Annotated in this window: 14 protein-coding genes; 8 read left to right on the top strand and 6 right to left on the bottom strand. The window is 67.1% G+C overall.

Translation table 11 applies throughout. The annotated features are described in order from the left end of the window. The first annotated feature begins 140 nt into the window (after positions 1 to 140). From ABD231_RS27645 to ABD231_RS27610, 8 genes are all read left to right on the top strand, one after another. A complete protein-coding gene (locus ABD231_RS27645; RefSeq protein WP_344158190.1) occupies positions 141 to 1,040 on the top strand; it encodes an ABC transporter ATP-binding protein in 900 nt (299 codons plus the stop codon). Then, on the top strand, positions 1,037 to 1,771 hold the full coding sequence (locus tag ABD231_RS27640; RefSeq protein ID WP_344158187.1) for an ABC transporter permease: 735 nt from the start codon (positions 1,037 to 1,039) through the stop codon (positions 1,769 to 1,771). The genes ABD231_RS27645 and ABD231_RS27640 overlap by 4 nt, the downstream gene beginning before the upstream one ends. Before the next feature lie 18 nt (positions 1,772 to 1,789). Further along, positions 1,790 to 2,908: a sensor histidine kinase gene (locus ABD231_RS27635; protein WP_344158184.1), complete on the top strand. Its 1,119-nt coding sequence runs from the start codon at positions 1,790 to 1,792 to the stop codon at positions 2,906 to 2,908. Continuing rightward, positions 2,905 to 3,513 (top strand): response regulator transcription factor, encoded by a 609-nt coding sequence (locus ABD231_RS27630; RefSeq protein ID WP_344158181.1) that lies wholly within the window; start codon positions 2,905 to 2,907, stop codon positions 3,511 to 3,513. The genes ABD231_RS27635 and ABD231_RS27630 overlap by 4 nt, the downstream gene beginning before the upstream one ends. A 25-nt stretch (positions 3,514 to 3,538) precedes the next feature. Then, positions 3,539 to 4,636, top strand: a complete 1,098-nt coding sequence (locus ABD231_RS27625; RefSeq protein ID WP_344158178.1) for a sulfite oxidase — start codon at positions 3,539 to 3,541, stop codon at positions 4,634 to 4,636. Positions 4,637 to 4,715: 79 nt separating this feature from the next. Further along, entirely contained in the window at positions 4,716 to 4,934 is a 219-nt protein-coding gene (locus tag ABD231_RS27620) for a hypothetical protein (RefSeq protein ID WP_344158175.1), read from the top strand. Positions 4,935 to 4,973: 39 nt separating this feature from the next. After that, positions 4,974 to 5,579, top strand: coding sequence for a winged helix-turn-helix domain-containing protein (locus tag ABD231_RS27615; protein ID WP_344158172.1), 606 nt, complete (start codon positions 4,974 to 4,976; stop codon positions 5,577 to 5,579). Positions 5,580 to 5,588: 9 nt separating this feature from the next. After that, positions 5,589 to 6,815 (top strand): MFS transporter, encoded by a 1,227-nt coding sequence (locus tag ABD231_RS27610; RefSeq protein ID WP_344158169.1) that lies wholly within the window; start codon positions 5,589 to 5,591, stop codon positions 6,813 to 6,815. On the opposite strand, the gene ABD231_RS27605 is transcribed toward ABD231_RS27610, so the two are convergent. The 6 genes from ABD231_RS27605 to ABD231_RS27580 all read right to left on the bottom strand — a co-directional run bounded on the left by ABD231_RS27605 (position 6,797) and on the right by ABD231_RS27580 (position 12,412). Next, a complete protein-coding gene (locus tag ABD231_RS27605) occupies positions 6,797 to 8,170 on the bottom strand; it encodes a multicopper oxidase family protein (RefSeq protein WP_344158166.1) in 1,374 nt (457 codons plus the stop codon). The two genes, ABD231_RS27610 and ABD231_RS27605, sit on opposite strands and share 19 nt — an antisense overlap. 34 nt (positions 8,171 to 8,204) lie before the next feature. Further along, positions 8,205 to 8,624, bottom strand: coding sequence for a hypothetical protein (locus ABD231_RS27600; RefSeq protein ID WP_344158163.1), 420 nt, complete (start codon positions 8,622 to 8,624; stop codon positions 8,205 to 8,207). Then, positions 8,621 to 9,052 carry a DUF1707 SHOCT-like domain-containing protein gene (locus ABD231_RS27595; RefSeq protein WP_344158160.1) on the bottom strand — a complete coding sequence of 144 codons (432 nt, stop codon included), beginning with the start codon at positions 9,050 to 9,052 and terminating at the stop codon, positions 8,621 to 8,623. Before ABD231_RS27595 ends, ABD231_RS27600 begins: the two co-directional genes overlap by 4 nt. A 182-nt stretch (positions 9,053 to 9,234) precedes the next feature. Next, positions 9,235 to 10,590, bottom strand: coding sequence for an ABC transporter substrate-binding protein (locus tag ABD231_RS27590; protein WP_344158158.1), 1,356 nt, complete (start codon positions 10,588 to 10,590; stop codon positions 9,235 to 9,237). After that, the gene (locus tag ABD231_RS27585) at positions 10,590 to 11,471 is read right to left on the bottom strand and encodes a carbohydrate ABC transporter permease (protein WP_344158155.1); all 882 of its coding nucleotides are present in this window, start codon (positions 11,469 to 11,471) and stop codon (positions 10,590 to 10,592) included. Before ABD231_RS27585 ends, ABD231_RS27590 begins: the two co-directional genes overlap by 1 nt. Next, the gene (locus ABD231_RS27580) at positions 11,468 to 12,412 is read right to left on the bottom strand and encodes a carbohydrate ABC transporter permease (RefSeq protein WP_344158152.1); all 945 of its coding nucleotides are present in this window, start codon (positions 12,410 to 12,412) and stop codon (positions 11,468 to 11,470) included. The genes ABD231_RS27585 and ABD231_RS27580 overlap by 4 nt, the downstream gene beginning before the upstream one ends. Positions 12,413 to 12,420: the final 8 nt, after the last annotated feature.

Below are 12,420 nucleotides of genomic sequence, written 5' to 3'. Positions count from 1 at the left end.
GGGGGCGGGGGCCGGGGGGCCGGGGGCGGCTCTGAGGGGGACCCTGAGAAGTGACCCTGAGATGCGGCTGACGGATGTCACGGGCGGGTCGTGACGGCTGGCCGAGGGACGGGACGGGCTGCGCCAGCAAGCTTCTTGGTATGACGACAACGACTGCGGTCAGCCTGACGGGCGTGACCAAGAAATATGGGGCGGTGCAGGCTGTCGCCGGGGTGGATCTGAGTATCCGGGCCGGTGAAGTCGTCGCATTGCTGGGGCCGAACGGGGCCGGCAAGTCGACCACGATCGAGATGCTGCTCGGGCTGGTGCGACCGGACCAGGGCAGTGTGCAGGTGTACGGCGGGTCTCCGGAGGAGGCGATCGCCAAGGGGCAGGTCGGGGTGATGCTGCAGAGTGGCGGGATCATCGAGGACGCCAAGGTCGGCGAACTGCTGAACCTGGTGGCCGGTCTGCACACCAAGCCGATGCCGGTGCCCGAGGCGCTCGACCGGGCTGGGATCGCCGACCTGTACGACCGCAAGATGAAGGGGCTGTCCGGTGGTCAGAAGCAGCGGGTGCGGTTCGCGATGGCGATCATTCCGCAGCCCGACCTGATCGTGCTGGACGAGCCGACGACCGGTATGGATGTCGAGTCGCGCCGCGACTTCTGGGCGTCGATGCACGCCGAGACCGCCCGCGGCCGAACCGTCCTGTTCGCTACCCACTACCTCGAAGAAGCCGACTCGTACGCCGACCGCGTGGTACTGATGCGCAACGGAAAGATCGTTGCCGACGGCACCGCTGCGCAGATCAAGGCGGGTGTGTCCGGCCGAACCATCCGCGCCACCGTGCCGGGCGCAGACCTTGCCACGCTCGCGTCCCTGCCCGGCGTTCGCAACGTCGAGACCCGAGGTGACGTCGTACTGCTGCAGTGCGCGGACTCCGACAACACCCTGCGCTACCTGCTCAGCAACACCGCCGCCCACGACATCGAAGTGACATCCGCCGACCTCGAGGACGCCGTACTCGCGATCAGCGCGCAAGAGGAGAGCCTCGCATGAACCGCAACTACCTGATGTTCGACATCCGCCGCACGCTGCGGAACAAGCGGGTGATGATTTTCGCGATCCTGATGCCGCTGGTGCTGTTCGCCGTCTTCGGCCTGAACATCCCCAAGGACGCGACCGAGGGCGGGATCTCCGCGATCGCCTACGTGATGGTCAGTATGGCGATGTTCGGATCGATGTCCGCCGCGATGAGCAGCGGCGGCGTGATCGCGGCCGAGCGCGACGGCGGCTGGAACCGGACACTGCGTCTCACGCCACTGAAACCGCAGGCCTACGTGATCAGCAAGGTGATCCTGTCGCTGCTGGTCGCGGTACCGCCGCTGATCGTGGTCTTCCTGTTCGGCATGACCGTCGGCGATGTCCACCTCAGCGCCGGCCACTGGATCACGGTTGCGCTCGTCTCCTGGCTCGGTGCCCTGCCGTTCGCCGCGATCGGGCTCGTCATCGGGTACGTTGCCAAGCCCGACAGCGTGCAGCCGATCACCGGACTCGCGACCATGTTGATCGCCGCCTTCGGTGGACTGTGGTTCCCGGTCGAGCAGATGCCGTCGGCGATGAAGCACATCGCGCAGCTGACTCCGGCGTACTGGACCGGACTGACCTCGCGGAGCGCGTTGACCGCGGGCGGGGTCGACACCCAGGCGCTGCTGGTGGTCCTGGGCTGGACGGTCGCCCTCGGCTTCATCGCCCTGCGCCGGTTCCGCGCCGACACCGCACGGGCCTGATCGCATACCGTGAGCTTCATGAAGCGAACCCTGCCGGCTGCGCTGGCCGCCGAAGATCGGCCGCCCAGCCGGTGGGGCTGGCTCGCTGTCGCTGTCTGGCTGGTCTATCTGGCCCAGCCACTGAGCGAGATCTGGCAGACCCAGCACGGGATCACCCGGCTGCTCGGCCTGCTGAACCTCGCCGCCTTCGGTGTCTCGTACGTCGGTTTCTTCGGCATCCTGCGCTGGCAGGAGTTCCGGCCGAGTGCGTCACCGTTGTGGCAGCGACTCGGCTATCTGGCCGTGATGCTAGGCCTGGCGCTGTTGCTGACCCTGACCGCTGGTGAGACCGCGCTCACCTGCATGGTCTACATCGCCGCGACCGCGGTGCTCTCGCTGAGCCTGCGCCTCGGCGTGCTGGTCGTCCTGCTGCTCCTCGGCGGCGTCGAACTGTCGATGCGGGTGGTCCCCGGCTGGTCGGACGACAGCAGCTACGGGTTCGCGATCTTCCTCGGTGGCGTCGCCGTCCTGGCCATGCGCCGGGCGATCCAGCGCGGCTCCGAGCTTGATCGGGCCCGCAAGGACATGGCCGAGCTCGCCGTCCAGGAGGAGCGGAACCGGTTCGCGCGCGACCTGCACGACATCCTCGGCCACTCCCTGACCGTGATCACGGTCAAGGCCGAGCTGGCCGGGCGGCTGATCCAGGTCAACCCGGAGAAGGCGGCGGCCGAGGTCGCCGATGTCGAGAGCCTCGCCCGGGCAGCCCTCGGCGACGTCCGGGCCGCCGTGGCCGGCTACCGCGAGCTGAGCCTGGCCGGCGAGCTGGTCTCGGCCCGCACCGCGTTGCAGGCGGCCGAGATCAAGGCCGACCTCCCGACCACCATGGACGAGGTCCCGGAGGAGAACCGCGAACTCTTCGCCTGGGTCATCCGCGAAGGCGTCACGAACGTCATCCGGCACTCCGGCGCCAAACGCTGCACGATCAAACTCTCCGCCCGCCAGATCGAGGTCCGCGACGACGGCAAGGGCCCCGGCGGCAGCACCTCCGGCCACGGCCTGATGGGCCTCCGCGAACGAGCCGACCAAGTCGGCGCCGCTGTCCAGGTCGGCCAGTCGCCAGAAGGCGGCTTCCGCCTAGCTGTCAAGGTAGGACCGTGAGTATTCGACTGCTGATCGCCGACGACCAAGCCTTGGTTCGTGGGGCTCTTGCCGCCTTGCTGGATCTCGAACCGGATCTCGAGGTGGTGTCCGAGGTCGGTCGCGGTGACGAGGTGGTCGCTGCTGCCAAGGCCAGTACGCCGGATGTCGCACTGCTGGACGTGGAGATGCCCGGGCTCGACGGAATCGAGGCCGCGGCCGCCCTGCGAGGCGCCGTACCGGGTGTGCGCATCCTGATGGTGACGACGTTCGGCCGCCCCGGCTATCTGCGTCGCGCGATGGAGGCCGGTGCCGCCGGGTTCGTCGTCAAGGACACCCCGGCCGCGCAACTGGCCGACGCCGTACGGCGGGTGCACCAAGGCCTCCGCGTCGTCGACCCCTCGCTGGCCGCCGAGACCCTGGTAGCCGGCACCAGCCCGCTGACCGGGCGCGAATCCGACGTCCTGCGAGCAGCCCGCGAAGGCGGCACGGTCGCCGACATCGCCAAGGAACTCCACCTCTCCGAAGGCACGGTTCGCAACCACCTCTCCGCCGCCATCGGTAAAACGGGCGCTCGAACCCGCGCCGAAGCCGCCCGCATCGCCCTCGACAATGGCTGGCTCTGAGGGATTTGCCGTCTTAGGGTGAAGCATGTCGATCGAGCAGTTCAGTGTGCGGGGGCGACTGGCGGACACCGGTGAGGGGATCACGGGTGACGAGCTGCAACTGGCGGCCCGCAACCACGGGATTCCACTGGAGGCGCTGCGGTACGACGTGACGCCGGCCGGACTGCACTACGTGTTGGTGCACTACGACATCCCGGCGGGTAGCGCGGCGACCTGGCGGTTGGAGGTCGACGGATGCGTCGATCAACCGATGTCCTTCGGACTGACCGAGTTGCGCGCGATGGGCCGTCGTACGGTGCGGGTGACCTTGGAGTGCGCGGGCAACGGACGCGCGGCGTTGCAACCGCGGCCGATCAGCCAGCCCTGGCTGAACGAAGCAGTCGGTACGGCGGAATGGACCGGCGTGCTGTTGTCCGACCTGCTGGAGAATGCGGGGATCCGATCGGACGCCGTCGACGTGGTCTTCACCGGCGCGGATCACGGTGTCGAGCGCGGGGTCGAACAGGACTACCAGCGCGGTCTGTCGCTCGGCGAGGCACTCGGCTCCGGCGCGATCATCGCGTGGGAGATGAACGGCGATCCGCTGCCGCCGCAACACGGGTATCCGCTGCGTCTCGTCGTACCGGGTTGGTACGGGATGGCCAGCGTGAAGTGGTTGCGGTCGATCGAGCTGATCGACCACGAGTTCGACGGCTTCCAGAACGCGGTCGCCTATCGGATCCGCCAGGAGGCCGGTGAGCTCGGGACCGCGATCACCCGGATCGAACCGCGCGCTCTCCTTGTCCCGCCTGGCTTCCCGGACTTCATGAGCCGCCATCGGTTCGTTGCCGCAGGCACCGTTACGCTCGAGGGCAAGGCCTGGTCGGGGTGGGCGCCTATCGAGCGGGTCGACGTGAGCACCGATGCCGGCGTCACTTGGCATCCCGCCAAACTCGATGCTCCAGGCAACGATGAGTTTGCCTGGCGATCTTTCAGCCATGACTGGGCGGCGACTCCGGGCGAGCATGTGATCACTGTCCGCGCCGTCGACAGCAGTGGCCGTGAGCAACCAGTTGAGGCGCCCTGGAACCGCGGTGGGTTCGCGAACAACAGCGCGCAGCGGATCACCGTCCTCGTCACCTGACCGCGTGTCGCTGGGCAATTCCGGCGTACCGCAGTCACATCCTGGAGAAGTACACGGTTCTCACTCCAGGAGTGATGCGGTGAACGAGTCGGACGAGCAACTGCACCTGCACGCACGGATCTTCCGTACGGCGGACGAGTGGTACGCGGACATCGACGACGGACTGTTCCCGCAACCCGACAACCCGCTGTGGTGTGGTTCGTATGCGAGCCAGCGGGCCGCGATCGACGCCGCCTGCACGCGGATCGCGGCCATGCGCCGGCGGCAGCCTGCCGTCCGGGAGGATCAAGCCGGCTGACCTATTGCAACACCTCTTTCGAAAGAGTACTTTCGACGCATGGACGAGAGTACTCAGCGGCGGATCACCGATGCCCGGACGCTCCGGGCGATCGCGCATCCGGTGCGGATCGCGATCATGGAACAGCTCACGATCCACGGGGCGATGACGGCGACCGAGGTCGGCGACCGGCTCGACGAGACCCCGGCGAACTGCTCCTGGCACCTGCGCAAACTCGCGGAGTACGGGTTCGTCGAGGAGGCGCCGGGCGGTACCGGGCGGCAGCGGCCGTGGCAGGTGACCCACATCGGGATGACCTGGGGTGATGAGGCGGACAGCCCGCAAGGGGCGGACATCCAACTCGCCGGCCAGGCGCTGACCGAGGTGCTGGTCGCCCGCGAGGTCGACCGGTTGATGGAGAGCCAGGCCCGGGCCGTCGACGAGCCGCCCGAATGGCGCTCTGCCGCCACCAGCACGCAGTCGATGATGTGGCTGACCGCCGAGGAACTCGAGGCCGCGAACGAGGCCGTCCGCGAAGCCCTGATGAAGCACTTCGACCGGCACCAGGATCCCGCGCTCCGCCCGCCGGGGTCCCGGCTGTGCGCGTTCCTGTCCTGGGGCGTCCCGACCTACGGCCTGGCCGACCCGACACCTTCAGCTGAGTGAGGTATTCCGATGCGCGCGATGTTCGCCCAGCCTGCCTTCCGCCGGTTGTTCGCCGGCATGTCGACGTCGATGTTCGGCGACTCGGTGATGCTGCTCGTCCTGAGCATGTGGGTGAAGAGCCTCACCGGCTCCAACGCCCAAGCCGGCCTGACCTTCTTCTGGATGGTCGTCCCGACCTTCTTCGCACCCCTCTTCGGCCTGTACGTCGACCGCCTGCCGCCGCGCCGCGTCCTGGCCTGGGGCAGCCTGGCCTCGGCGATCGCCGTCCTCCCACTCACCCTGGTCCGCGACGTGGGTGACGTCTGGATCGTCTGGAGTGTCGCGTTCCTCTACGGCATCTCGATGATCGTCCTGCCTGCCGCCCTGAACGGCCTGCTGAAGGAGATCGTCACCGACGAGCAGTTGGTCTCGGCCAACTCGTCCCTGCAGACAGTCAAGGAAGGCTTTCGCCTGATCGGCCCGATCATCGGCGCCGGCCTGTTCGCCTGGGTCGGCGGCTGGGCCGTCGCCCTCGTCGACGCCGCCTCCTTCCTGATCGCCGCCATCATCATCGGCTCGATGACGCTGCCCGACCGCAAACCCGAACGCGCCGAAGGCAACTGGCTCAACGAACTGAGCGGCGGCATCAAACACCTCTGGTCCGACCGAATCCTCCGCCACACCCTGGTAGGCCTAGGTCTCCTCCTGCTAGTCCTAGGCTTCACCGAAGCCTCGATCTACGCCATCGTCGACGTCTTCGGCAAACCGGTCGAGTTCGTCAGCGTCATCGTCACCATCCAAGGCATCGGCGCCCTCGCAGGCGGCCTCACCGCCACCTGGTGGGTCCGCCGAATCGGCGAAGTAGGCGCCTTCGCCGTAGGCGCCCTGGCCCTAGCCGCCTCCCTGGCCGTCATCGCCGCCACCGAGAGCCTCCCGATCTTCCTGATCGACGTCCCCCTCCTCGGCTACGCCATCCCCCTGATCATCGTCTCCTTCATGACCCTCATCCAGCGCCGAACCCCCCTCCGCCTGATGGGCCGAGTCTCCACCGCCGCCGAAGTAGTCATGGGCAGCCCCCAAGCCATCAGCCTCGCCCTAGGCGCCATGCTCGTCTCCCTGATCAGCTACCACCTGATCTTCCTCCTGATGGCCCTGGTCATCTTCGCCGCCGTCCTCTACCTGGCCCTGATGCTCCGCGGCCAACTCCTCCGCCCAGTCCCTGCACTGGCGGAAGAGAATCACTCCGGTGTGTTGTGAGCGTGGCCGCCTACTTGGTAGGGGGTGGTGTAGCCGGTGTACATGAGGTGGGTCATGAGGCCTTCGGCGGCGTGGGGGAGGTTGTGGCAGTGGTCCATCCAGACGCCGGGGTTGTCGGCGCGGAAGGCTATTTCGTAGGTTTCGTTGTTGCCTACTTCGAGGGTGTCGGTCCACCAGGGGGAGCCGGTGGCGGCGACGTTGTTGCGGGACAGGACTACGGCGTGGTGGCCGTGGAGGTGCATGGGGTGTGCTTGGCCGCTGGTGTTGGTGATCTTCATCCGGACAACGTCGCCTTCGGCAACCATGTACATCGGTACGTCGGGAAACATGTGCCCGTTGATCGTCCACCACAACCCCGGAATGCCGTCCAGGAAGCCGATCCGCCGACCGATTCGGTACTCGAACCGCCGATCCGCCTTGGCGGGATCCATCCCGATCCCCTTCGCGGTCCCGTAGCTCAACAGGTCGACCGTCTCACCCGGCAGCTCCGCGCTCGGCGGATCCACCGGCCCGATCCCCAGCGACAGCGCCGCCGTACCGGCAACCAACCGCATGCCTCCTGAAGGCACGACAGCCTCGAGATCCACGCGACCGCCCGCCGCCAGCGCATACGCCTTGCTGACCGGGGTCGGGCCGTTGACCTCGCGCCCGTCGACCGCAACCACCTTGTACGGCGCCCCTGTCAGCCCGACCCGCAGAATCGCGTTGTCGGCGTTGATCACGCGCACCCGCGCTGTCGTCCCGGCCGGCAGGTCGACCCGCTGCGAACCCGTCTGCCCGTTGATCGTCCGCTTGCCGTCGTACGTGTGGATCGTGGCGAGGACCTCACCAGGTGTCTTCGGCGCGATCACGATCGGGCCGAACAACCCGCCCTTCACCTCATCGCTCGACACCTGATGCGAGTGATACCAATAGGTCCCCACATCATCCGCACGGAACCGGTAGACATGCCGCCCACCCACCGGTACGGCGTCCTGTGTCACCCCGGCGACCCCGTCCTCGGCGTTCGGTACGTCGATCCCGTGCCAATGCAGAGTCGCGCCATCCCGGACCGATTCGTTGACCAGTGTCACCTCGACGAGATCACCGCTCTCGGCTCGGATCAGTGGTCCCGGCGAGGTGCCGTTCAGCGTGTACCCGGCCAGCCCCTTCTTCTCCTTGCGTGCAACGAGAGTGACCGACACATCCGGCGTACCGGTCTTCGGGCCAGTCAGCTCGGCAATGCTCATCCCGTGGTGCTCGTGGCCGCCGGCGGCTCCACCGCCGTAGTCGGCGTACCCCATGTCGGCCGCGTTGTAGGTGCCAGGGACCAGACTGGTCGCCCAGAAGTAGCCCAGCGGTACGAGTACCGCCATGACTAGCCCCAGAGCGACCAGCCGGCCTCGCCTCTTAGCCACCGGTCGGGGTCGCGAGCTTCCGCGGCGCGGCGGCCCGTCCGATGGCGCTTCCGGCCACTGCACCGACCGCGAGCCCGTTCAGGCCGTGCAGCACACCCAACGCCGGCAGCCCGAAGGAGAACGCCGCCAGGGCGAACTGCAGCGCCACCAGCCCCACGATGATCCCGGCCAGCGCGCGTCCCCGCGGCACATCGGTCAGGAACGAAACGATCAGCAGAATCAGCGCCAGCAGCGCGATCAGCGATCCGCCGATGCTGTGGTACATCTGCCCGAAGTTGCTGTAGTCGGCCCCGATCGCGGCACCGTCGTTCGCGTCCTTCAACATCGTGAACCCGGACATCGCGATCGACGCCACCTGCAGCGCGACCGAGACCGCGATCAGGATCGCGACCACCCGATAGACATTCCTCATGCCATCCGCCTCTTCCGGTAGACGATCACGCCGGCCACGAGCGCCGCGATCAGCAACACCGGCGGATGCCCGCCGCCGACCACACACCCCACCGACGCCACCAACGCAATCACTCCCAGCGCCACCAGCAGCGGCACCGGAATCCGCCCGAACGGCCCTCGCCCAGCCCAGCCCGGCCGTCCTTGACCTCGCGGCCCACGCCCGCCCGGAGCCCCCGTGCGCGCCTCGTGCGGCGGACGCTCGCGATCAGCCGGCAGGTCCCCGAAGATCGCCGCCAGTTCGTCGCCCGTGCGCGCCCGCAACGCCGCCTCGACCCGCTCGCCGTGCTCCTCCGCGGTCAGCCGTCCGGCCTCGTAGTGCTCACCCAATCGCCGAACGGCTTCCTCCCGCTCGGCGTCCCCAATCCGCATCGGTCCCTCGTCACTCATGACACTCCTCGGTGTTCGCAGTTGTCAACTGCACCGATCGTGTCGTGACAGCACCCCGCACCGCGTCGGCCCGGCGGCTGCTCCTCAGCTACCCCAGCAGGCGCACCACACCCCACAAGACGCAGTACGCCGTACTCCCCACGGAGTACGGCGTACCGGGGCCATCCCCTAGCTGCCGGCCCCTAGGCGGTTGCGGCGAGGATCTGGTTCACGTCGTCGTTCGCCTTGGCCAATGACGCGGGTGCGGCCTCGAAGGACATCACCGCGTCCATCGCCGGCGTCATGACGGCAGTGACGTCGGCCGCGTTCGGGTTGGCCGGGTACGGGAACACATCCCCCGCCTCGACCGTCTCTAGGAACGGCGTCACGTCCCACCCGTTGGCCGCGAACTTCGCCTTGGCCGCCGGCAGGCTCGCCGACACCGCGGGGAACACCACGCCGGCCTTGGCGACGATGTCCTGCGCGGTCTGCGACCCCAGGAACTTCACCCAGGCCCAGGACGCGTCCCGCCGGGTGGTCCCGGCCCAGATGGTGTCCGCGAGCCCGTTCATCATCGACACCCGCTTGCCGATCGGGCCGATCGGCAGCCGGGCCAGCTTGGTCTTGACGTCCTTCAGGGTCTGGTAGGTGCCGAGCATCCAGGAGCCGTTCGGGGTCATCCCGTACTTCCCCGCACCGAAGGACGTGGTCACGTCGACCCCGGACTTCGCCTGCGCGTACGTCGGCATGTACCCCTTGGTGATCAGCCCGCGCCACCACCCGATGGTGTCGGTGAACTTCGGGTCGCCGTAGAAGAACTTCGTCCCCCACGGTTCACCCTCGGAGTACTTCCACCCGTTCGACGCGGCATACCAACTCCAGCTGGTCTGACCGTCCGCACCACCGGCATCGCCGTACCCGAGTCCGAAGACCTTGACGTTCTTCGGGTCGAACCCCGGCTGGTCGCCGCGACGACCCTTGGAGTCGACGGTGAGACGCCGTACAACCTCCTCGAAGGTGCCCCCGTCTTGAGGGTTCCACGTCATCGAGTTGAGCTGCTCGGGTGTGATCCCGGCCGCCTCGGTGAACGCACTGTTGTAGAAGTACACCTCGGAGTCGAAGTCCTTCGGCAATCCGTAGCGCTTGCCATCGGCACCGATCCAGCGCTCGGCCAGACCCTTCTGATAGATGCCCAGATCAACGGAGTCCTTGGTGACGAAGTCGTCGATCGCCAGCACCTGCCCCTTGTCCGCGAACAGCGGGTACTTCGCGGAGTGTGAGGTGAATACGTCCGGCGCGGTCTCCGAGATGAACCCGGTGACCAGCTTCGACCAGTAGTCACCCCAGCCATACTGCTCGATCTTCACGCTGTACTGCGGATTCTGCTCGTGGAAGACCTTGGCGCATTCGGTGTACATCGGCAACTGCGCCGAGTCCCAGAGCCAGTAGATGACTTCACCCGGCCCCCGCGCCGCGGCCCCGTTGTTGCAGGCGGCAACCGACGGTACGGCGAGCGCGGCGAGACCGGCCTTCAGCAAGGTCCTGCGGGATACGTTCATCATTTGATCCCCGAGAAGCCGATGGAGTTGGTGATGCGCTTGGCGAAGGCCAGGAACAGGATGATCATCGGCAGCGCCGCGATCAGCGTGGCTGCCATCAGACCGGCCCAGTCAGGGCCGCCTTGGGGGGTCTGCGAGCGGAAGACGCCGAGGGCGACGGTGAGCACGCGGACGTTCTCCTGCTGGCCGACCAGCAGCGGCCAGAAGTAGTCGTTCCAGGAGTTGATGTAGGTCAGGATCGCCAGCGTGGCGATCGGCGCGGCGCTCATCGGGATGATCATCCCGAAGAAGATCCGCCGGTGCCCGGCGCCGTCGATCATCGCCGCCTCCTCCAGTTCGCGGCTGATGCCGAGGAAGAACTGGCGCAGGAAGAAGATCGCGAACGGCGTCATGAACGCACCCGGCAGGATGATGCCCGCGAAGCTGTTCAGCAGGCCGAGGTTCTTGATCAGCACGAAGTTCGGCAGCGTGGTGAAGATCGGCGGCACCATCAGCGCGGCCAGGAAGAGCGCGAACACCTTGTCCCGGCCGGGCCAGCGCAACCGGGCGAACGCGTAGGCCGCCATCGCGCTGAAGAAGACCTGGCAGACCGTGGTGATCGTTGCCACGACCAACGAGTTGCGCAGGTACAGCCAGAAGTTGACCGCGGCACCGGATCCACCCTGGGCCTGGGCCTCTTCGAGGGTCGACAACCCGAGCACCCGCTTGAAGGCGCCGAGGGTGGTTTCCACCGGGAGCAACGAGTCCGGGTGCCCGGCCAGCGCGGTGTTGTTCGAGAGCGCCGTACGGAGCATCCAGTAGAAGGGGAACAGCGTCAGGATCAGCAGGATGATCAGGAACGCCCAGGCGAGGATGCGGCCCACATTGAGTTGTTTCCTCATGCCAGGTCACTCTCCTTGGCGCGGAGCAGCCGCAACTGCAGCAGCGAGACGATCGCCAGGATCGCGAACAGCACCATCGCCATCGCGGACGCGTAGCCGAAGTCGAACCGGGTGAACGCGCGCTCGAAGATGTAGTAGTAGATGACCCGTGTCGAGTTGATCGGACCACCCTGAGTGGTGACCGCGACCGTGTCGAAGATCTGGAACGAGCCGATCATGGTGACCACCAGGACCATCACCAGAACGGGACGCAGCAGCGGCAGCGTGATCCGCCAGAACGTCTTCATCTCCCCCGCGCCATCCACCTCGGCGGCTTCGTAGACGTACGACGGGATCGTCTGCAGACCCGCGAACACCAGGAGCGCGGTGTAGCCCATGTGCCGCCAGACGTTGATCCCGGCGATCGTCGGGATCGCCCAGTTCGAGTCGCCGAAGAAGGCGATCGGGTCGATCCCGAGCCAGGTCAGGCCCTGGTTCACGATGCCGACCTGGAAGTCGAGCATCCAGTACCAGACCAGCGCGACGACCACGTTCGCCACCAGGTAGGGCAGCAGGATCGCGGCCCGGACCGTGATGGACCGGGTCAGCCGGTACATCACCATCGCGATGGCCACGGCCAGGACGGTCTGGACGCCGATGTTGATCACGACGTACTCGAGGGTGACGCCGAGCGCGTTCCAGAAGAAGCTGTCGTGGATCATCCGCTCGTAGTTGTCGAGCCCGTTGAATTTCGGGGCCTCAAGCAACGAGTATTCGGTGAAGCTCAGGTAGGCGCCGCGCAGGGTCGGCCAGATGTAGAAGACCACGAACCCGAGTGTCGCCGGGGCGAGGAAGAACATGGCGACCTTCAGGTCTCCCAAGCGCCGTCGCTTCCGTGGCGTCGGCGCCTGCTCCCCGTGACTTCGTTCTACGTTAGGTGGTGCGTTGGTAGCAGCGGTCACGGGGATCT

The sequence above is a fragment of the Kribbella yunnanensis genome (assembly GCF_039529655.1).
GTDB lineage: Bacteria > Actinomycetota > Actinomycetes > Propionibacteriales > Kribbellaceae > Kribbella > Kribbella yunnanensis.
The sequence above is the reverse complement of the archived record's forward strand: the minus strand, read 5'-3'. Positions and strand labels throughout refer to the sequence as shown.